This window comes from Bradyrhizobium zhengyangense (assembly GCF_022012435.1).
GTDB classification, from domain to species: Bacteria; Pseudomonadota; Alphaproteobacteria; order Rhizobiales; family Xanthobacteraceae; genus Bradyrhizobium; species Bradyrhizobium zhengyangense.
This window is the reverse complement of sequence record NZ_JAKLUA010000002.1, coordinates 228,763-249,539: the sequence shown is the minus strand read 5'-3', so window position 1 is coordinate 249,539 and position 20,777 is coordinate 228,763. Positions and strand designations below refer to the sequence as shown.

Genomic DNA, 20,777 nt, shown 5'->3' with positions numbered 1-20,777 from the left:
TTGGCGCTTGATTTCGAATTTGGCTGACGCTCTAGTTTGATCAGGCGCGTCACGCCATAGGATTCGGCCGACGCTTGCGGGGGAATCAGTATGAGCGACCTCGATCCCGGAACTGCATCACGGTCCGGTCGTCGCGTTCCAAAACCCAAACCCAACGGCACCTCAGAGCCGGATTCCCGGCAGGAACTGCTGCTCGCGCTCCAAGCCATGCGCAGCGGCGATTTCTCCGTTCGCATGAGCGGCGACTATCTCGGCATCGACGGCAAGATCGCCGACACGTTTAACGAAATCATCGCAGCCAACCAGCGCATGGCCCAGCAGCTCGAGCTGGTCGGCCAGGTGGTGGGACGCGAAGGCAAGACGCGTCAACGCGTCAAGTTCGGCCTCGCCTCCGGCTCCTGGGCCGACATGGAAGGCTCCGTCAACACGCTGATCGACGATCTGCTCTGGCCGACGCGCGAGGTGACGCGCGCCGTGGCGGCCGTGGCGCAGGGCGACCTGCTTCAGACCGTCAAGCTCGACGTCGACGGCCGCCCGCTGCGCGGCGAATTCCTGCAATCGGCGACCATCGTCAACACGATGATCAAGCAGCTCGGCGTGTTCACCTCCGAAGTGACGCGTGTCGCGCGCGAGGTCGGCACCGAGGGCAAGCTCGGCGGCCAGGCCCAGGTGCCTGAAGTGACCGGCGTCTGGAAAGACCTGACCGAGAGCGTCAACTCGATGGCGAACAACCTGACCAACCAGGTTCGCAACATCGCCGAGGTGACGATCGCGGTCGCCAACGGCGACCTGTCGAAGAAGATCACGGTGGACGTGCGCGGCGAGATCCTACAGCTCAAGGAAGCCATCAACACGATGGTGGATCAGCTGCGCTCCTTCGCCTCGGAAGTGACGCGCGTGGCGCGCGAAGTCGGCACCGACGGCAAGCTCGGCGGCCAGGCCATCGTGCCCGGCGTTGCCGGCACGTGGAAGGACCTGACCGACTCCGTCAACGCGATGTGCGGCAACCTCACCGCACAGGTCCGCAACATCGCCAACGTGACCACCGCCGTGGCGCGCGGCGACCTCTCCCGCAAGATCACCGTGGACGTGCGCGGCGAGATCCTGGAGCTGAAGGACACCATCAACACCATGGTGGACCAGCTCAACTCCTTCGCCTCGGAAGTGACGCGCGTGGCGCGCGAGGTCGGCACCGAAGGCAAGCTCGGCGGCCAGGCCCAGGTGCCCGGTGTGGCCGGCACCTGGAAGGACTTGACCGACAACGTCAACTTCATGGCGTCGAACCTGACCGCGCAGGTCCGCAACATCGCCGACGTCGCGACCGCCATCGCCGGCGGCGACCTGTCGAAGAAGATCACGGTGAACGTCTCGGGCGAGATCCTTCAGCTGAAGGAAACGCTCAACACCATGGTCGACCAGCTCAACGCCTTCGCCGGCGAAGTGACGCGCGTCGCCCGCGAGGTCGGCACCGAAGGTCGGCTCGGCGGTCAGGCCAACGTGCTCGGCGTCGCCGGCACCTGGAAGGACCTGACGGAAAGCGTCAACTCGATGGCGTCGAACCTGACGGCGCAGGTCCGCAACATCGCCGAGGTGACGACGGCGGTCGCCGGCGGCGACCTGTCCAAGAAGATCACGGTGGACGTGCGCGGCGAAATTCTGGAGCTGAAGGACACCATCAATACCATGGTGGACCAGCTCAATGCCTTCGCCGGCGAAGTGACGCGCGTGGCGCGCGAGGTGGGCACCGAAGGCAAGCTCGGCGGCCAGGCCCAGGTGCGCGGCGTCGCCGGCACCTGGAAGGATCTGACTGACTCGGTCAACTCGATGGCCTCGAACCTGACCGGCCAGGTCCGCAACATCGCCGAAGTCGCAACCGCCGTCGCCAAGGGCGATTTGTCGAAGAAGATCACCGTGAACGTGTCGGGCGAAATCCTTCAGCTGAAGGAAACGCTCAACACCATGGTCGACCAGCTCAACGCTTTCGCCGGCGAAGTCACCCGCGTCGCGCGCGAGGTCGGCACCGAAGGCAAGCTCGGCGGTCAGGCGCAGGTGCCTGGTGTCGCCGGCACCTGGAAGGACCTCACCGACAACGTCAATTCGATGGCGGGCAACCTCACCGCCCAGGTCCGCAACATCGCCGAGGTCGCGACCGCCATCGCCGGCGGCGACCTCTCGCGCAAGATCACAGTGGACGTGCGCGGCGAAATCCTTCAGCTGAAGGACACCCTCAACACCATGGTCGACCAGCTCAACCGCTTCGCGGGCGAGGTGACGCGCGTGGCGCGCGAGGTCGGCACCGAAGGCCGGCTCGGCGGCCAGGCCAACGTGCCCGGCGTCGCCGGCACGTGGAAGGACCTGACGGACAGCGTGAACTCGATGGCGGGCAACCTCACCGCCCAGGTCCGCAACATCGCCGAAGTCACCACCGCCGTGGCGCGCGGCGACCTCTCCCGCAAGATCACCGTGGACGTGAAGGGCGAAATCCTCGAGCTGAAAAACACCATCAACACCATGGTCGACCAGCTCAACGGTTTCGCCGGCGAAGTGACGCGCGTGGCGCGCGAGGTCGGCACCGAAGGCAAGCTGGGCGGCCAGGCCGAAGTGCCAGGGGTCGCCGGCACCTGGAAGGACCTGACCGATAACGTCAACTTCATGGCCTCGAACCTGACGGCGCAGGTCCGCAACATCGCCGAGGTCGCGACCGCGATCGCCGGCGGCGATTTGTCGAAGAAGATCACGGTGGACGTCCGCGGCGAGATCCTGCTGCTGAAGGACACCCTCAACACCATGGTGGAGCAGCTCCGCTCCTTCGCCGCCGAAGTGACGCGCGTGGCGCGCGAGGTCGGCACCGAAGGCCGGCTCGGCGGTCAGGCGGTCGTGCCCGGCGTCGGCGGCACCTGGAAGGACCTCACCGACAACGTCAACCTGCTCGCTGCGAACCTCACCACGCAGGTCCGCAACATCGCCGAGGTCACCACGGCCGTCGCGCGCGGCGACCTCTCCCGCAAGATCACCGTGGACGTGAAGGGCGAAATCCTCGAGCTGAAAAACACCATCAACACCATGGTGGACCAGCTCAATGCCTTCGCCGGCGAAGTCACGCGCGTCGCCCGCGAAGTCGGCACCGAAGGCGAGCTCGGCGGTCAGGCTCAGGTGCCTGGCGTCGCCGGCACCTGGAAGGACCTCACCGACACCGTCAACTTCATGGCGGCGAACCTCACCGAGCAGGTCCGCGGCATCGTCAAGGTGGTGACCGCGGTCGCCAACGGCGACCTCAAGCAGAACCTCACCGTGAAGTCGAAGGGCGAAGTCGCGGCGCTCGCCGACACCATCAACAACATGACCGAGACGCTCGCGACCTTCGCCGACCAGGTGTCGTCGGTGGCGCGCGAGGTCGGCGTCGAAGGACGGCTGGGCGGCCAGGCCGACGTGCCCGGCGCAGCCGGCACCTGGAAGGACCTCACCGGCAACGTCAACCTGCTGGCGGCCAACCTCACCTCACAGGTGCGCGCGATCGCGGAAGTTGCGACCGCCGTGACCAAGGGCGACCTCACCCCGTCGATCCAGGTCGATGCCCGCGGCGAGCTCGCCGAGCTCAAAGACAACATCAACACGATGATCACGAATCTCCGTCTAACGACGGAGCTGAACACCGAGCAGGACTGGCTGAAGACCAACCTCGCCAAGTTCACCAACATGCTCCAGGGCCAGCGCGATCTCGCCACCGTCGGCCGGTTGCTGCTGACCGAGCTGTCACCGCTGGTGAACGCCCACACCGGCGTGATCTACCAGGTCGAGAACGAAGACAGTCCGCAGTTGCTGCTGCTCGCCTCCTATGCCGGCGACGGCGTCTACCCCTATCAGCGCGTGCTGCAATTCGGCGACGGCCTGATCGGCCAGTGCGCGGTCGACCGACGTCCGCGCGTCGTCGCCGACATCCCCGCCGACGTGGTGCCGATCAACTCGGCGCTGCTGCGCGTCGCGCCGAAGAACCTCGTGGTGCTGCCGGTGCTGTTCGAGGGCCAGGTCAAGGCGGTGATCGAGCTCGCCTCGCTCACCTCGTTCACGACCTCGCAGATGACGTTCCTGGAGCAGCTCACCGACTCCATCGGCATCGTGCTCAACTCGATCGAAGCGACGATGCAGACCGAAGGCCTGCTCAAGCAATCGCAGCAGCTCGCCGGCGAGCTCCAGACCCAGCAGCGCGAATTGCAGCAGACCAACGACCAGCTCGAGCAGAAGGCGCAACAGCTCGCCGAACGCAATGTCGAGGTCGAGCGCAAGAACCAGGAGATCGAGCAGGCCCGCCGCGCGCTCGAGGAAAAGGCGACCGAGCTCGCGCTGACCTCGAAGTACAAGTCGGAATTCCTCGCCAATATGAGCCACGAGCTGCGCACACCGCTGAACTCGATCCTGATTCTCGGACAGCAGCTGACCGACAATCCGGACGGCAACCTCTCGGCCAAGCAGGTCGAGTTCGCCCGCACCATCCACGGCGCCGGCACCGACCTCCTCAATCTCATCAGCGACATTCTCGATCTCTCCAAGATCGAGTCGGGAACGGTGACTGTCGATGCCGAGGAAATCCTCACCGCCAACCTGCTCGAGACGGTCGGACGGCCGTTCCGGCACGAGGCGGAGAACCGCAATCTGTCGTTCAAGATCGACGTCGATCCGAACCTCGCCCGCAGCATCGTCACCGACTCCAAGCGCCTGCAGCAGGTGCTGAAGAACCTGCTCTCCAACGCCTTCAAGTTCACCGGCGAAGGCGAAGTGCGGCTCAAGGTCGCCGGCGCGCTCGGCGGCTGGGGCCCCGATCACCCGGTCCTGAACTCGGCGCCGGCCGTGATCGCGTTCGAGGTCTCCGACACCGGCATCGGCATCCCGCTGGAGAAGCAGAAGCTGATCTTCGAGGCGTTCCAGCAGGCGGACGCCGGCACCAGCCGCAAATATGGCGGCACCGGTCTTGGCCTTGCGATCAGCCGCGAGCTTGCAAGCCTGCTCGGCGGTGAAATCCATCTGCGCAGCGCACCCGGCAAGGGCTCGACCTTCACGCTATACCTGCCGCTGAAATATTCCGGTCCGACGCTGGCACCGCGCGCGCCCGCGGCGCAGCAGTATAATCAGACACCTGCACTGCAGCCGACGACAGCGACACCCGAACGCGTCATCGAGCAGCTGCCCGACGACCGCCTCAATATCGAGCCCGGCGACAGCATCCTCTTGATCGTGGAGGACGACCCGCATTATGCGCGGATTCTGGTCGACCTCGCGCGGGACAAGGGCTTCAAGGTTCTGGTCGCCGCGCGCGGCGCAGAGGCGCTTGAACTGGCGAAACAGTATCAACCGCGCGCCGTTTCGCTCGACGTGTTCCTGCCCGACATGCTCGGATGGACGGTGCTGAGCCAGCTCAAGCACAATCCGCTGACGCGCCACATCCCGGTGCAGATCATCACGCTCGACGAGGACCGCCAGCATGCGCTGGCCCGCGGCGCCTTCTCCTTCGTCAACAAGCCGACGACGACCGAGGGCGTTGCCGCAGCGCTGACGCAGATCAAGGAATATGCGAGGCCGCGCCGCAAACGGCTCCTGATCGTCGAGGACAACGAGGCCGAGCAGCTGTCGATCCGCGAGCTGCTGCACCACGACGACATCGAGATCGTCACCACCGATACCGGCGCGGGCGCACTCTCGACACTTCGCGAGGCGCCGTGCGATTGCGTGGTGCTCGATCTACGCCTGCCCGACATGAGCGGCTTCGAGGTTCTGGAACAGATCCGCCGCGACGAGACGCTGTCTAACATTCCGGTCGTCGTATTCACCGGCCGCGAACTCTCGGCGGAAGAAGATGCCGAGCTCCACACCATGGCGCGCAGCATCGTGGTCAAGGGCGTCGAATCGCCCGAGCGCCTGCTCGACGAGACCGCTTTGTTCCTGCACCGCGTGATCACCGAGCTACCGGTCGAGAAGCAGCGCATGCTGGAGAAGCTCAACAGTTCCGACGAGGACCTGATCGGCAAGACCGCGCTCCTGGTCGACGACGACGCCCGCAACATCTTCGCGCTGTCGAGCGTGCTGGAACGGCGCGGCATGAAGGTGCTGACGGCGACCACCGGCCGCGAGGCGGTGACGCTCGTCGAATCCAACCCGGAAATCGCCATCGTGCTGATGGACATCATGATGCCGCAGATGGATGGCTATCAGACCATCGGCGTGATCCGGGAGAACCCGGCTTTCCTGCGCCTGCCGATCATCGCGCTGACAGCGAAGGCGATGAAGGGCGACCGCGAGAAATGCCTGGAGGCAGGAGCCTCCGATTATCTCGCAAAACCCGTCAACACCGATCAATTGCTGCTTGCAATCCGCATGTGGCTGCACCGTTGAGTTTGGATCCGAGAATGGACCACGAAAAGGTCAACATCCTCCTCGTCGACGACCAGCCCGCCAAGCTGCTCGCCTATGAGGTGATCCTGAAGGAACTCGGTGAGAACCTCGTGATCGCCTCGTCCGGCCGGGAGGCGCTGGAGGTGCTGCTCAAGACCGAGATCGCGGTGATTCTGGTCGACGTCTGCATGCCCGAGCTCGACGGCTTCGAGCTCGCCGCCATGATCCGCGAGCATCCGCGCTTCCAGAAGACCGCGATGATCTTCATTTCGGCCATCCAGGTCAGCGACATCGACCGCCTGCGCGGCTACGAGATGGGCGCGGTCGACTACGTGCCCGTACCTGTCATACCGGAAGTGCTGCGCGCCAAGGTCAAGGTGTTTGCCGAGCTCTATCGCAAGACGCGCGAGCTCGAGCGGCTGAACCAGGATCTCGAGGATCGCGTCCGCGCCCGCACGGCCGAGTTGGAGAATTCCACCGCCAAGCTGCGCGAGAGCGAGGAGCGACGCACCATGGCGATCGCCGCGGGCAAGATGGGCTCGTGGGACTGGGATTGGGTCAATGGCGACTGGATGTGGGACGAAGGCCAGTATCGCATTTTCGGCGTGACGCCAGAAACGTTCAGTGTCACATCGGCGAATGTCCAGGCGCTGCTGCATCCCGATGATGCCGACCAGTTCAGCAAGGCCATTGCCGCGTTCAACACCGGCTCGCATGCCTATGAAGGTGAATTTCGCATCTATCGCCCCGATGGCGAAGTGCGCTGGTGCGTCGGCACGGCTGCGGCAACGGTGGACGAGAATGGTCGCGTGGTGCGGGTGAGCGGCGTCACCGTCGATATCACCGAACGCAAACGCGCCGAGGAACGGCAGAACCTCCTGGCGCGCGAGGTGGATCATCGCGCCAAGAACGCGCTGGCGCTGGCGCAATCGATCGTGCGCCTCACCCGCGCCGACGAGGTCAAGGCCTACGTCAATGCCGTCGAGGGGCGCATCAACGCGCTCGCGCGCGTGCACACCATCCTCTCATTGTCGAGCTGGCAGGGCGCCGAGCTCTCCAAGCTTATCGAGGAAGAACTGGCGCCCTACTCGCTCGGCGGACAGATCAAGCTTGCGGGTCCCGAAGTGCAATTGCTGCCGGCCACGGCGCAGACGCTTGCCCTGGCTCTGCACGAGCTCTTCACCAATTCGGCCAAGTATGGAGCGCTTTCGACGCGGTCGGGACGGCTCGCGATCGGCTGGCAGGCCGAGAACGATCTCCTCACCTTGACGTGGGACGAGACCGGCGGGCCGGCGGTCAGGACACCGAAATCGCGCGGCTTCGGGACAAGAAGCCTGCTCGCCAGCGTCGAATCCCAGCTTGGCGGACAGGCTCAATTCGATTGGCGTTCAGAGGGCCTGATGTGCCGTCTCGAAGTCCCCTTGACGCGGACGAGCGCAGCGACATCGGCGGCGCAGGACAAGTTCGAGACCAGCAGTTCTCCCGAGCTTCAGCGCGCGTCCGGCTAACGCGACGCGGCAACTTTCAATCGCGACACCGCCCTCAGTTCATCGGCGACGCGCCCTTCGAGCCAGGCTTCCGTTTGCGCGAGATCGCGCAGCGCCCTCGCGTAGCGGCGGGCCGCGCTGCGGTCTGCGCCACGCGGCAGCTTGCGCGCCTTGCGCAATATGTCGGCCGCCGCGTTACGGTAGGCCAGCGATCGGTAGAGAAAGACCACCTTACCCATAGTGAATGTTCCCGTGTTGACGGCGTACATCCTCGCAAGGCCGGCATGAACGTCGGATGAAGCGGATGATGACAAATCCTTTAGGCGGAATGGAACCCGCAATAACGGCACGCGTTTTCATGCCAGATCGATCGGCTGTTCCATGCGCGCAAAAAAGTCGCCAAACAGGTCGCCAAACAGTTCGTCAAGTCTGATCTCTCCCACCGGCGTGATCAAGCTGATGACCCATGCCATGATGGGCGCGGCGCTCGGCCTGGTGTTCACGCTCGCACTCATTCTGGCCAATCCCGCGGTTGTAGAATTGCTGAACCATGGCGGCCGTGCGGCGGCCTATGTGTTTGTCGCAACGATGGTGACGACCTTTGCCATCGGTGCCTCGTTGACGGGCGTCTTGTTCATCCTCAACGAGGACAAGGACTCCTAAAGCGAGCGTGAAACTCGCGCGTCGATTTTATTCGGAACTCCTGCGGCAAATGGAGGTTGGCTCCTGCGTCAATTCAACTCAGGGAGTTCCCTTACATGAAGACGATCAAGCTCGCTCTCGCCGTGATGTTGGCAACCGGTCTCGCCGCCGCGCCGTTCGCTGCACAGGCCAAGTCGCATAAGAAGCATCACTCGTCCATGTCGCAGACGACCGGCGCCAACATGAAGTCCAAGGGCAGCGAACCGACCCCACAAGGCGGCACCAACCCGGGTACCGACCAGAGCGGCATGACGAACAACAAGAGCGCTCCGAGCAACACCAAGTAAGGTTGCAAGCGAGTTCCAGCGTTCAGGCCCCGCGAGAGCGGGGCCTTTCGCTTGAACGCTTGAGCATTTTGTCAGGGCCACATGGTCGGCGCGCGGATCAGCGCACCACGACCGGCCTGCTTCAATTCGTCGACCGAGCTGCGCCCCGAACGGGCGACGTCGCGCAGTCTCGCGGCAATTCGCTCGCGCGTCGTCGTATCCCACGCGGGTATGTCCGCACAGACTTCATCGAGCACCGCCTGCAGCAGGGCGGTCATTTCGGCATCCGGCATGGACGAGCTCCGGCATGTCGCGTTGCGCGACCGCTTTAGCTGCGTCGGATGTCAGGGATGTTAAGGGGGGGGGACCGCAGAGCTCGCCTTCATGAGATGATCAAGCTGCGCCCGCTTCCGCGTGATCAGGAGCTGGGCGGTGGCGTCGTCGAGGCCTTCCCGCTGCAATTGCCTGATAGCGGAGCCCAATTCGAGGATCTCAGCGCGCAGTCTCAGAATCCGGTAGGTGTCCGGGTCTTCCTCCACGGCCAGCCTCCCTCCACGAACGCCTCAGCGGCGTACCGGCCTGCTCTCGTTCTTCAGCGGACGGAGACGCACCCGGTTGCGGATGTCAGGCAACACCTCGCCGCCGCCCGCCGCCTTCCATTCGCTGACCAGCAGGTTGATTTTCCGGCGCAGGTCGATCTGCGCCTGGGCTCGTTCGGTGCAATCGCGGTCGCGATTGACAAGATCGCGCACGGACGCTTCGACATCGGCCATCTCCAGCCTCAAGACACTGATTTTACGTCGAATTTCATTAATTCTGTTGTCCATGGCTTGTTAGAACAAAATAAGAACATATAGTCAAGCCAGGAATTCAGGATGGAGAGGTGACATGCAGGTTCAGGGTAAATACGACGCCAAGGCTTTTCTGGACGCCAAGGCTTTTCCAGACGCCAAGGCTTTTCTGATGGAGCAGATGACCCGGGCGCAGGGACTGCGGCTGAAGCGGCTGAGCGAAGAGGCCTACCAGCCCGCGCAATACGATCGCGATCTGTCCTTCGCCGAAGCCGCACGCCGCATCCAAATCCTGGAAGCGGAGATCGAGCTCGCGAACTCGTTCTGAGGAGTTCTGTCGCTGAGCGTTTTTGGAACATTGGGTCAGCACTCCTGTTCTCGTCCAGAGCCATGGGAGAGAGCTGATGGCACGGAAGGCAAAGAAGCGCCGCTATTCACGTAGCTCCGGCAGCGATGTCGAGAGCGAGATGCGGCGTTACAAGAAGGGCACCGCAAAGAGCGGACGCGGCGGTCGCGGCGGACGCGTGAAGAGCCGCAAACAGGCGATTGCAATCGGCCTGTCGAAGGCGCGCAAGAAGGGCAAGAAGGTGCCGAAGAAGGCCTCGAAGCGAAAGACGTCCAAAAAGAAGACGAGCAAGAAGAGCTCGAAGCGCAAATCTTCCAGGCGGTGACGCCGGCCGCCGTCAGATCATGCTGCCGGGCATGAAGCAGCGGATCGAAACGCCGAACACCGTCTTGACCGGCCAGACCATGGTGCGGCCGGCCCGGTTCGGCTCGGTGATCACGGCTTCGTCGGGGACTTCGACCCAAACTCCATCGAGCCGCACCCGGTAATGGCCATTATACGAATCCCAATCGGGATCGGCGACGGCAACACCGTCGGCATCCGAGCAGCACGGACCAATATGGCTGCGCAAACTGTCGAACCAGGGTTTGAGCGGCGAGTCGGTGAAGCGACCGTCGTCGCGGCCCAGGGCGCTTCCGGTCGAAAGCACGAAGGGCGCGACAAGCAGCGCAAGCTTCAGCGAGAGCTTCAATCGATCCATGTCGGCACCGATCAAATGCGAACCACCGGCCGGTTCCACAAATCAGCCGGACGTCCGAAGTTCCACTCGCCTCTGCGGCGTCATTGCCGCCGAAGCACAACATTTCGAAGTCTGCCGGGCGAACGCGGCTTTTTCGGACGAACCCGTCACCATTGCTGCCGTTAACGAGAATGTTATCGATGGGCTGTGGGTATCTCGGGAGGCGCACGAAAAAGGCGGCCCGGAGGCCGCCTTCTGAATTTGCCGTCAAGCTCGAGATCAGGCGAGCGGCACCGCGACGAACCGGGTCGCCTCGGCGTTCTTCACCTGCAACAGCACGCTGTTCTTGCCGGACGATTTGGCCTGCGCCAGCTCGGAGCGGACGTCGCCGACATTGGCGACGGGCTTGCCGCCGACATTGAGGATGACGTCGCCGGTCTGGATGCCACGCTGCGCTGCCGGTCCCTGCGGATCGACTTCGGTGACCACGACGCCGTTCTGTCCGGCCCCCTGGACTTCGCCGGCCGGCGCCAGGCTGAGGCCGAGACGCGGCGTACCGGGGGTCTGCTGCGTCTTGCCGTCGCCGGCGTTGGCCTGCCGCTCGTTCGGCAGCTCGCCGAGGGCGAGCGTCACCGTCTTGCTGTCGCCCTTGTGGACGACGTCGAGCTTCACCGAGGTGCCCGGCGCCAGGGTGGCGATGGTGCGGGCCAGATCGCGGGAGTCCTTGATCGCGGTGCCATTGACCGCGGTGATGACGTCGCCCGCCTCAATGCCGGCCTTCGCTGCCGGGCTGCCATCCTGCGGATTGTCGACGATCGCGCCGCGTGCCGCCTTCAGGCCGAGGCTGTCGGCGATCTCCGCGGTCACCGGCTGCACCTGCACACCAAGCCAGCCGCGGGTGACGGCGCCCTTGTCCTTGAGCTGGGCGACGACGAGCTTTGCGGTCGAGGCGGGAATGTCGAAGCCGATGCCGACCGATCCGCCCGAGGGCGAGTAGATCGCCGTGTTCACGCCAATGACGTTGCCGTTCATGTCGAAGGCCGGACCGCCGGAATTGCCCTTGTTGATCGGCGCATCGATCTGGATGAAGTCGTCATAGGGGCCGTTGCCGATGTCGCGGCCGCTGGCCGAGACAATGCCGGCCGTCACGGTGCCGCCGAGGCCGAACGGATTGCCGACCGCGACCACCCAGTCGCCGATCCGCGGCTTCTGGTCGGAGAATTTCACGAACGGAAAGTCCTTCTTGCCGTCGACCTTGATCAGCGCGAGATCGGTCTTCGGATCGGTGCCGACCACTTTCGCGGTGTAGATCGTGCCGTCGTCCATCGTCACCTGCACCGACTCGGCGTGGTCGACGACATGATTGTTGGTCACGGCATAGCCGTCGGCCGAGATGAAGAAGCCTGAGCCCTCGCCCGTGATCATCTGGTGCCGCTGGCGCGGCATGCCGTTCATGCCACCCGGACCGCGGAAGCCGAACTGCCGCGAGAACTGGTCGAATGGGGAATCTTCGTCCTGATCCATCCGGTTCTGTTGCAGCATGGCGCTCTTGTCGTTGTCCTGGTCGATTTTCACCCGCACCGAAATGACGGCCGGCTTGACCTTGCTGACGAGGTCGCCGAAGCCCGGCGGTGTTGCGGCGCTTTCAGCGGCCTGCGCGGGCGAAATCAGGGAGGACACGCCGAACGGCGTTGAGGCGGGGGAAGCCGCCAGCACGGCCACGCCCAGTGCGGCCACCGTGCCAAGCAGCGCGAGCCGGCGCGGCTTTAGAATTGTAGGGGTCGTCTTGGTGGTGTCGGAATTGACGCGATCGATCATGTCGAAATGTCCATGTTGGGTAAGTCGCCTTGCCCCCAAGATGGACGTCGCCACCTTACCGCGTCCCGTCCACGCGATTAATTCTTGGCAAAGAAAGTGCGGCGGGCGGCCGCAGGGCAAAATCCTGGCCGCACATTTGATACAGCTCAACGCGAGCCCTTCGGGCGGTGAAAAACTGCGGCTATCGGATGATGTCCATCAAAGGGGCCGCCATGTACAAAGACATTCTCGTCCATATCCCGACCGAACGACCGATGCGCGCCGTCATTGATGGCTCGATCTCGCTCGCAGCCGGCCTCAATGCCCATGTCGATGCAGTCGCGGTCGGCTATGTTGCAAGCACTACGGCCTACGTGATGGAAGGCGGTGCTGCCGTGGCGGCCGTGTTCGAGATGGAACGCGAGCGCGCGCTCGAGCGGGCCGAAGCTGCGCTGGCAGTCTTCAGAAGCGAAGCGGGCAACGCCGATATCTCCTGCACCTGCCATCCGATCGGCGCGATTCCGGTGGATGCAGCCGGTTCGCTCGGCGAGATGGCGCGGCTGCACGACCTTAGCGTCGTGCTTCAACCGGATCCCGAGCAGGTGACGTTCGACAACGAGATCCCGCGCGAGATCCTGTTCCAGGCCGGTGGTCCCGTCCTGTTCCTGCCATACACATTCCGCGGAGCCTTCACGGCGAAGCGGATCGGCATCTGCTGGGACGGCAGCCGCGTCGCGGCGCGTGCGCTCCGCGATGCAGCAACATTCCTTGCCCGCGCCGAGGAGATCGCGATCATTGCGATCAACGAAGCCGACACCGCCCCCGATGCCTCCGCAAACAATCTGGCCAAGCATCTCGGACGGCGCGGCCTCTCGCCCCGCACGATCAGCCTGTCGGCCACACGCGCCGATATCCAGCCGACCATCCTGTCACTGGCAGCCGACGAAAACCTGGATCTGCTGGTGATGGGGGGCTACGGCCATTCCCGATTGCAGGAACGCTTTCTCGGCGGCGTCACGCGCGCCATGCTGGAAGCCATGACCATCCCGACGCTGATGTCGCATTAGGGAAGACCCAAACCGCCGCCGTCACGCCGCGGCGGAAGTCTCCCATGCCGCGGCGGCGATGGCGTCGTCTTCACGTTGCGCATTGCACGCTTCGAAATGCGCCTTCAGCGCGACCTCGGCGAGATGTTCGAAATGTTCGGCCTGACCGAGCAGCTGCCAGTTCTGCAGCGGCCGATAGGCAGCCTGCTGGCGACAGAGGGACGCCAGCGCGCGGTAGCGACGTACGTTCTCCATGAGACCCTCCCTCGCATTCACATTGGGGCTTATTGCCCTGATTTGCGTCAGGCCGATGGCAGTTATGCAAAACATTTTCTGCGCGCGCCAGCCCGAACCACCTTGGTTTGCTCGAAAGAAATGTGCAGACGCACATTGGTTCCTATCGGCGAAACCGAGTGTGGAATTGATATTACTTTTAGGCGTAGCGGCGGCGTTCGACGTTGATGCCGATCAAATTGAAATAGTGTTCGATCGGTTCCGGCCGCCCGATGAGATAGCCCTGCATTTCCTCACAGGCCTCGCGTTCCAGGAAGGCGCGCTGGGCGTCCGTCTCCACCCCTTCGGCAACAACAGGGATGTACAGGGCGTGTGCGAGGCTCAGCACCGCCCGGACGATCTCGGCCGATTGCGGCGTTGCCTCGAGGTTGGAAATGAAGCTGCGGTCGATCTTGATCTTGTCGAACGGGAATGACTGCAGATAGGACAGTGATGAATACCCGGTGCCGAAATCGTCCATCGCGATCCGGATGCCGAGCGCTTTCAGCCGCCGCAGCAGGTTGAGCGCGCGGGTGAAATCGCCGATCAGCACACCCTCGGTGATCTCAACCTCGAGCCGCGTCGGCGAAAGTCCCGTCTCCAGCAGGATCTGGTGGATGGACCGTTCGAGATCGCCGGCCTGAAACTGGACCGGCGACAAATTGACCGCGACCTGCAATGGCCGCGGCCAGGAGGCCGCTTCCCGGCACGCCTCCCGCAGCACCCATTCGCCGATCGCGATGATAAGCCCGTTTTCCTCTGCGAGCGGAATGAACTGATCCGGCGGCACGAAGCCGCGCGTCGGATGATTCCAGCGCACCAGTGCCTCGAAGCCGATGATCTCGCCATCCATCCGCGCCTGCGGCTGGAAGTAGACCAGCAACTGGTTCTGCTCTACCGCCTGCCGCAGATCGTGCTGTAACAGCCTACGGTCGCGCAACTCCCGGTCCATCTCGGTTTCAAAGAAACAGACCCTTCCCCGGCCCTCGCGCTTGGCGCGATAGAGGGCGGAATCGGCGTTGGCAAGCAGCGTCGCTGCGTCCACGCCGTCGTCCGGATAGACCGCGATGCCGACGCTGAGGCCGACATGGGACAGAAAATCGTCGACCTCCAGCTCCTTGCCGATCGCCTCGACCATGCGTTCGGCGAGCGAGAGCACATCTTCGCGCCTGATGTCGTCGGGCATCAGGATCGTGAACTCGTCACCGCCGATGCGGGCGACAAAGGCGCCGTCGGCCTCCGCGACCAGACGTTCGGCGGCAGCCCGCATCATCATGTCGCCGACGGGATGGCCAAACACGTCGTTGACATCCTTGAAGCGGTCGAGATCGAGGCTGAGGACTGCAAAGCTCGTTGACGCCTCCTGCGCGCGCGCCAGCCGCTCGGCCAGCGCCGTGTTGAAAGCGCTGCGGTTCGGCAGATCCGTGAGCGCGTCGTGATGGGCCAGATGGCTGATCCGCGCCTCGTTGTTGATCCGTTCGGTGACGTCCTCGATCACGCCGACCAGATATTGCGGCGCGCCGTTCCCGTCGCGGACCAGCAGCTTGCGCGAATTGACCACACGATCGGGACCGTTGACGCCGACCTCGAGCAGATGCCCTTCCAGGAACATCGGCGTGCCGCTATCGACGACACGGCGATCCTGCTCGTTGACGAGGCGGGCGATATCGTCGGGAAAAATCTGCTCCGGAGTCTTGCCCAGCATCTCCTGGCGGGGCATGCCGTAATACTCTTCGCCGGCGCGGTTGAGCAGGATGTAGCGCGAGTCGCGCGCATCCTTGGCGAACACCGCAATCGGGATGTTCTCGATGATGCTGTCGAGAAACTCGCGCGCCCGCAACAGGTCCTGCTCGGCGCGCTTGTGCGTCTGCTCGAGCTCCTCGATCATCAGCTTCATGGCGCGGTCGGTACGGCGGCGATCGCGATCGCTCTCCTCATAGGCCGCGCCGACGAGCTCGCCGAGCCTGGCCAGATCGACCTGCCCGGATTCGTCCGTCGATTGCCTGATCTGCCTTGCCAGCAGGCGATGCATGGTCACGCGGCCGCCTCCGCGATGACAGTGACGGTCATGGTCTGGTTGTGCAGCTCGCAGCGGCGGGTCGCCGCGGGTGGCGCGATCTCGCCATAGGAGTAGAAGCCGATCCGGGTGACGTCCTCGCCGAGCTCGGCGGCAACCGCATCGAGCTCATCCTGCGTGCGCTGCCCCATCACCTTGCGACGGCCGGTGCAGCTCACGAGGATCGCGAGCTTGTCGCCCACGACCTCGTCCGCAAGAGCGTTGCGCGCCTGTCGGCCGGCCTCCCCTGCACCTGCGGCGAGACTATCGAAATTGGCGCGCATCAGCTGAGCGGTGCATCCTTCCGGAATATCGGCCGCAAATGTCAGCGTGCCGGCATTGCGATCCACTGCAAACACGGAGCGCACGATCTGTCGTTCAGGCGCGGCCTCGTCATGGATACGCAATGGAAATGCAAGACCCGAGCCCGGCATCGCGGCGGCCTCTTCCTCCCCGAGATAGCGGGTGTAGAGGTCGAGCGGCCGCTCGCCGTCGAGCTCGACCACGACAGGGCCGTCCGACTTTGTGACCTTGCGCCGCGGGCCGAACACGTCCCAGCCCCCGGCGCAGCCATGGGCGAAGCGGAAGGACGCACCATAGAAACCGATCGCGGCAACTCGGTTCGGCTGCGGCTCGCCATCGGCGCCAACCAAGGTTTGCTCCATCCTGGTGCCATCGCCGGCGAGGCCACCGGTCACCAGCAAGTCGGGCCCAAGCACCTCGGTGATACCAGCAATCAGTTCACTGCCGTTGACGTTCAAGCCTTCGCAGAGGACGAAGACACCGGCGAGATCCGGCGCCGCCAGCTGGCGGGCGAAACGCATGCCGCAAGTCCGCGACGCCTCGCGGGATTCGATTGTCTCGTTCACGACCCGCACTTGTGTCCGAGCGAAATGCAGGGCGACGGCGACGATGACGTCGTCGGCGATGTCGTCGCCATGGATCTGGCCACCCGTGCTGCAACCGACGATGTGGCTGTCGGGATAAAATCCGCGCAGCTCGCGATAGCGCTCGCCGCCCGCCAGTCCCTCTCGGCTGCCGAAATAAAGGACGAGCTGAGGCAGCTCGCGCAGGGCACTCGCTCCGCGCCAGCCATGGGCAGCATTCCAGTGGCGATATTGAATCTGCATCCCACGCTCTCTGCGGTCCTTGAACCACAGATTGTGACCCGGCGCATTGCGTCGCTGTTAATCGAGCGCCTGCTTTACCGCCATTGGTTACCCCGGCATGAAAGCCGTCGCCAATTCGCGATCTATTCCCCGTAGGAGCCCGGAGAATCGCCGCATGCATGCGCGACGCCTCCGTATTCTACCGGACGAGCACGGGCTCTCCGCGCTGCGCGGAACTATCATGCTGCTTCGGAACCCTGCCGGCCTCCGCAGCAACCCTGATGGCCGCGATGTTGGCGGCATAATCGGCGCTGCTCTTGCCGCGGAACACGGCGGAACCCGCCACCAGCGTATCAGCGCCTGCGGCGGCAATCGCAGCAGCATTGTCGCGCGTGACACCGCCGTCAACCTCGAGCCGGATCGGTCGCCCGCCGATCATGTTGCGGATGCGTGCGATCTTCTCGAGCTGGGAACCGATAAATGATTGGCCACCGAAGCCCGGGTTGACCGTCATCACCAGCACCAGATCGAGACGATCGAGCACATATTCGAGCGCGCTCTCGGGCGTCGACGGGCACAGGCTGACGCCGGCTTTCTTGCCGAGGGCGCGGATCGCCTGGAGCGAGCGGTCGAGATGCGGGCCGGCTTCTGCATGAATAGTGATGACGTCGGCGCCCGCCTTCGCGAACGCCTCGAGATAAGCATCGGCAGGCGCGATCATCAGATGCACGTCGAAGATCTTCTTCGTCATCGGCCTGACCGCCTTGATGATGTCAGCGCCGAAACTGATGTTCGGAACGAAGTGCCCATCCATGACGTCGCAATGGATCCAGTCGGCGCCTGCAGCGTCAATTGCCGCGATCTCCTCGCCGAGGCGTGCGAAATCCGCTGCCAGGATCGACGGGGCGATAATGATCTCCTTGCTCATGGCTTCGCACTCCGTGCATCGGCCCCGCCGCTGAAGACGCGGCTCGCCAGGACATCGATGGGATCGATCGTTTCGAGATCGGCAACATCGAGCATGCGGTCGAGATCAGACACAAGGCGATCGGCCTGCCGCAGGCGGATACGATCGACCGCGTTGCGGATCGAGCGTGCGTTGGAGAAGAACGGCTGGGTCCGACGTAGTGCAATGTATCTCTCGAACGCCTCGCGTGCGGCAGCCGAGAAGCGATAGCCGCGCTCCTTCAGCATCAGCTCCGCGATGACCAATAGCTCGGCCTCCGCATAATCAGGAAATTCGATGTGATGGGCAATGCGCGAGCGAAAGCCGGGGTTGGAGGCAAAGAAGCTCGTCATGCGCTCGCCATAACCGGCGAGGATCACGACGAGGTCCTCGCGCTGGTTCTCCATCACCTGGAGCAGGATCTCGATCGCCTCCTGGCCATAGTCGCGTTCGTTGTCGGGGCGGTGCAGGTAATAGGCCTCGTCGATGAACAGCACGCCGCCCATCGCCTTCTTCAGGATCTCCTTGGTCTTCGGCGCGGTATGACCGATATATTGCCCGACCAAATCGTCACGCGTCACCGAGATCACCTGCCCACGCCGCACGAAGCCGAGCCCGTGCAGGATTTTTGCCATGCGCAGCGCCACGGTGGTCTTGCCGGTGCCGGGATTCCCGGTGAACGACATGTGCAGCGTGGGCGGCGCCGATGCGAGCCCCACGCGCTGACGGATGCGTTCGATCAGCAGCAATGATGCGATCTGTCGCACGCGGCTCTTGACCGGCTTCAGGCCGATCAACTCCCGCTCGAGCTGCTGCAGCGTGTCGGTGATCCCGGCCGCCTCGGCCTCCTTGCGGAGATCGAAATGGGTTTCGTTCGGCTCCGATGTCGTGGCGCGGGGAACGTCGAGCATGGCTGGCCTCGAAGAAAAGAGCTTCGCCGCGGGGGGAGCGGCGAAGCAGTGGTCCGCCAAGGAAACGGAGCAGGGAGCGCTCCGCGCGGAAAGGAATGGCTACTGCTCGGCGTGGGCTGCAGGCTTGCGCACCGTGGTGTAGCGGATCGCACGGCCGCCGACCTCCTGCCGCACCAGCTCGAACTCGGCCTCCTTCGGCGGCCGGTTGACGATGAAGGAGATCCGCACCGATTCCCAACCGTGGCTGGAATCGAAACCGCTGATGCGGATGTAACGGTCGCCGTACACCCTGCGACACTCGGCGAGCTCCATCATCACGCCGGCGGCGTCCTGCAGATCGAACATCGGCAGGCCCCACATCTCCCAATAGGTGTTGCGGGGATGCGGATCGTCGGTGAACTCGATATTCACCGCCCAGCCGTTGGCAAGGCAGTATTGCACCTGCTTGTAGATCTGGTCGTCGGTGAGATCAGGTAGGAACGAGAAGCAGCCCTGGGTCAGTTTCATGTCAAAGCTCCTCAGACGGTTTCCAGCGCCGTCGGCACGAAGTCCGGCGTATCGGTGGATTGATAATTGAAGGTGACGTCCTTCCAGACTTCGAGCGCCGACTTCAGCGGCGTGCAGGTTTGGGCTGCCTTGGCCAGGATCTCCGGCCCTTCATGGACGTAGTCGCGGCCCTCGTTACGGGCGAGGATCATGGCTTCCAGCGCCACGCGGTTGGCGATCGCACCGGCCGCGATGCCCATGGGATGGCCGATGGTGCCGCCGCCGAATTGCAGTACGACGTCCTCACCGAGCAGATCGAGCAGTTGATGCATCTGGCCGGCATGGATGCCGCCGGAGGCGACCGGCATCATCTTGTTCAGGCTCGCCCAGGACTGATCGAAGAAGATGCCGTGCTCGAGCCTGGTTGGATTGAACTCCTCGCGACAGACATCGTAATAGCCACGGGTGGTGTTGGGATCGCCTTCGAGCTTGCCGACCACCGTGCCGGCATGGATGTGGTCGACACCCGCGAGCCGCATCCATTTGGCGATGACGCGGAACGATACGCCGTGGCTCTTCTGCCGCGTGTAGGTCGAGTGACCGGCGCGATGCAGATGCAGGATCATGTCGTTGCGGCGTGCCCATTTCGCCATGGACTGGATCGCGGTGTAGCCGATCACGAGATCGATCATGACGATGCACGACCCGAGCTCTTTGGCGAACTCCGCGCGCTCGTACATATCCTCCATCGTAGCAGCGGTGACGTTGAGGTACGTGCCCTTGACCTCGCCGGAGGCCGCCTGCGCGCGGTTCACGGCCTCCATGCAATAGAGGAAGCGGTCACGCCAGTGCATGAAGGGTTGCGAGTTGATGTTCTCGTCGTCCTTGGTGAAGTCGAGCCCGCCCTTCAGCGCCTCATAGACCACGCGGCCATAGTTGCGGCCCGATAGCCCGAGCTTCGGCTTCACGGTTGCGCCCAGCAGCGGACGGCCGAACTTGTCGAGCCGCTCGCGCTCGACCACGATGCCGGTTGCGGGGCCCTGGAACGTCTTCACATAGGCGACCGGGAAGCGCATGTCTTCCAGCCGTAGCGCCTTCAGCGGCTTGAAGCCGAACACGTTGCCGATGATCGATGCCGAGAGGTTCGCGATCGAGCCGGGCTCGAACAAATCGAGGTCATAGGCGATGTAGGCGAAATACGATCCCGGCGTGCCCGGCACCGGGTCGACGCGGTAGCACTTCGCGCGATATTTCTCGGCCGCGGTCAGGCGATCGGTCCACACCACCGTCCAGGTTGCGGTGGAGGACTCGCCGGCCACTGCAGCCGATGCCTCGATCGGGTCCACCCCATCCTGCGGCGTGACGCGGAACAGCGCGATGACGTCCGTGTCCTTCGGCGTGTATTCGGGCTCCCAATAGCCCATGCGCGCGTATTCCATCGTGCCCGAGCGATAGCGCTCTTTGCCGCGGACGGTTCCAGCATGTGCGTTCATGGCTC

Annotated in this window: 21 protein-coding genes; 8 read left to right on the top strand and 13 right to left on the bottom strand. The window is 63.9% G+C overall.

Annotated features, from left to right (window positions below; translation table 11 throughout):
* Positions 1-90: 90 nt before the first annotated feature.
* Both L6637_RS09555 and L6637_RS09550 read left to right on the top strand, forming a co-directional pair.
* On the top strand, positions 91-6,384 hold the full coding sequence (locus tag L6637_RS09555) for a HAMP domain-containing protein (protein WP_237870287.1): 6,294 nt from the start codon (positions 91-93) through the stop codon (positions 6,382-6,384).
* 14 nt (positions 6,385-6,398) lie between these two features.
* Entirely contained in the window at positions 6,399-7,892 is a 1,494-nt protein-coding gene (locus L6637_RS09550) for an HWE histidine kinase domain-containing protein (protein ID WP_237870285.1), read from the top strand.
* On the opposite strand, the gene L6637_RS09545 is transcribed toward L6637_RS09550, so the two are convergent.
* Positions 7,889-8,140 (bottom strand): hypothetical protein, encoded by a 252-nt coding sequence (locus tag L6637_RS09545; protein ID WP_237870283.1) that lies wholly within the window; start codon positions 8,138-8,140, stop codon positions 7,889-7,891. The genes L6637_RS09550 and L6637_RS09545 overlap by 4 nt on opposite strands.
* A gap of 190 nt (positions 8,141-8,330) precedes the next feature.
* Here L6637_RS09545 and L6637_RS09540 point away from each other — a divergent pair, with 190 nt between their 5' ends.
* Both L6637_RS09540 and L6637_RS09535 read left to right on the top strand, forming a co-directional pair.
* On the top strand, positions 8,331-8,534 hold the full coding sequence (locus L6637_RS09540; protein WP_237870281.1) for a hypothetical protein: 204 nt from the start codon (positions 8,331-8,333) through the stop codon (positions 8,532-8,534).
* A 95-nt stretch (positions 8,535-8,629) separates the two neighbouring features.
* On the top strand, positions 8,630-8,860 hold the full coding sequence (locus tag L6637_RS09535) for a hypothetical protein (protein WP_237863436.1): 231 nt from the start codon (positions 8,630-8,632) through the stop codon (positions 8,858-8,860).
* Positions 8,861-8,931: 71 nt separating this feature from the next.
* Here L6637_RS09535 and L6637_RS09530 read toward each other — a convergent pair whose 3' ends face one another.
* Genes L6637_RS09530 through L6637_RS09520 form a run of 3 tightly spaced genes read right to left on the bottom strand, consistent with a single transcriptional unit; the run spans position 8,932 to position 9,612 of the window.
* A complete protein-coding gene (locus tag L6637_RS09530; RefSeq protein WP_237870279.1) occupies positions 8,932-9,132 on the bottom strand; it encodes a hypothetical protein in 201 nt (66 codons plus the stop codon).
* A 60-nt stretch (positions 9,133-9,192) separates the two neighbouring features.
* A complete protein-coding gene (locus tag L6637_RS09525; RefSeq protein ID WP_237870277.1) occupies positions 9,193-9,378 on the bottom strand; it encodes a hypothetical protein in 186 nt (61 codons plus the stop codon).
* A gap of 24 nt (positions 9,379-9,402) precedes the next feature.
* The gene (locus tag L6637_RS09520) at positions 9,403-9,612 is read right to left on the bottom strand and encodes a hypothetical protein (protein WP_237863874.1); all 210 of its coding nucleotides are present in this window, start codon (positions 9,610-9,612) and stop codon (positions 9,403-9,405) included.
* Positions 9,613-9,727: 115 nt separating this feature from the next.
* Here L6637_RS09520 and L6637_RS09515 point away from each other — a divergent pair, with 115 nt between their 5' ends.
* A complete protein-coding gene (locus L6637_RS09515) occupies positions 9,728-9,958 on the top strand; it encodes a DUF3072 domain-containing protein (RefSeq protein ID WP_237870275.1) in 231 nt (76 codons plus the stop codon).
* Positions 9,959-10,034: 76 nt separating this feature from the next.
* A complete protein-coding gene (locus L6637_RS09510; RefSeq protein WP_220000580.1) occupies positions 10,035-10,301 on the top strand; it encodes a DUF6496 domain-containing protein in 267 nt (88 codons plus the stop codon).
* A gap of 12 nt (positions 10,302-10,313) precedes the next feature.
* On the opposite strand, the gene L6637_RS09505 is transcribed toward L6637_RS09510, so the two are convergent.
* Positions 10,314-10,676, bottom strand: a complete 363-nt coding sequence (locus L6637_RS09505) for a hypothetical protein (RefSeq protein WP_237863432.1) — start codon at positions 10,674-10,676, stop codon at positions 10,314-10,316.
* On the opposite strand from L6637_RS09505, the gene L6637_RS09500 reads away from it, so the two are divergent.
* Positions 10,675-10,914 carry a hypothetical protein gene (locus L6637_RS09500; RefSeq protein WP_237863431.1) on the top strand — a complete coding sequence of 80 codons (240 nt, stop codon included), beginning with the start codon at positions 10,675-10,677 and terminating at the stop codon, positions 10,912-10,914. The two genes, L6637_RS09505 and L6637_RS09500, sit on opposite strands and share 2 nt — an antisense overlap.
* Positions 10,915-10,934: 20 nt before the next feature.
* Here L6637_RS09500 and L6637_RS09495 read toward each other — a convergent pair whose 3' ends face one another.
* Positions 10,935-12,473 (bottom strand): Do family serine endopeptidase, encoded by a 1,539-nt coding sequence (locus tag L6637_RS09495; RefSeq protein WP_237870273.1) that lies wholly within the window; start codon positions 12,471-12,473, stop codon positions 10,935-10,937.
* A gap of 212 nt (positions 12,474-12,685) precedes the next feature.
* Here L6637_RS09495 and L6637_RS09490 point away from each other — a divergent pair, with 212 nt between their 5' ends.
* Positions 12,686-13,519, top strand: coding sequence for a universal stress protein (locus tag L6637_RS09490; RefSeq protein WP_237870271.1), 834 nt, complete (start codon positions 12,686-12,688; stop codon positions 13,517-13,519).
* A gap of 21 nt (positions 13,520-13,540) precedes the next feature.
* Here the strand turns inward: L6637_RS09490 and L6637_RS09485 are convergent, their stop codons facing one another.
* The 7 genes from L6637_RS09485 to L6637_RS09455 form a co-directional block, all read right to left on the bottom strand.
* Positions 13,541-13,753: a hypothetical protein gene (locus L6637_RS09485; protein ID WP_237863428.1), complete on the bottom strand. Its 213-nt coding sequence runs from the start codon at positions 13,751-13,753 to the stop codon at positions 13,541-13,543.
* Positions 13,754-13,931: 178 nt separating this feature from the next.
* Positions 13,932-15,803: a putative bifunctional diguanylate cyclase/phosphodiesterase gene (locus L6637_RS09480; RefSeq protein ID WP_237870696.1), complete on the bottom strand. Its 1,872-nt coding sequence runs from the start codon at positions 15,801-15,803 to the stop codon at positions 13,932-13,934.
* Positions 15,804-15,805: 2 nt separating this feature from the next.
* Positions 15,806-16,957, bottom strand: coding sequence for an FIST signal transduction protein (locus L6637_RS09475; protein ID WP_237870269.1), 1,152 nt, complete (start codon positions 16,955-16,957; stop codon positions 15,806-15,808).
* 178 nt (positions 16,958-17,135) lie between these two features.
* A complete protein-coding gene (gene rpe / locus L6637_RS09470; RefSeq protein WP_237870267.1) occupies positions 17,136-17,864 on the bottom strand; it encodes a ribulose-phosphate 3-epimerase in 729 nt (242 codons plus the stop codon).
* Positions 17,861-18,793: a CbbX protein gene (gene cbbX, locus L6637_RS09465; RefSeq protein WP_237870265.1), complete on the bottom strand. Its 933-nt coding sequence runs from the start codon at positions 18,791-18,793 to the stop codon at positions 17,861-17,863. The genes rpe and cbbX overlap by 4 nt, the downstream gene beginning before the upstream one ends.
* Positions 18,794-18,892: 99 nt before the next feature.
* Entirely contained in the window at positions 18,893-19,300 is a 408-nt protein-coding gene (locus tag L6637_RS09460) for a ribulose bisphosphate carboxylase small subunit (protein WP_237863424.1), read from the bottom strand.
* Positions 19,301-19,311: 11 nt separating this feature from the next.
* Positions 19,312-20,772, bottom strand: a complete 1,461-nt coding sequence (locus L6637_RS09455) for a form I ribulose bisphosphate carboxylase large subunit (RefSeq protein ID WP_237863423.1) — start codon at positions 20,770-20,772, stop codon at positions 19,312-19,314.
* Positions 20,773-20,777: the final 5 nt, after the last annotated feature.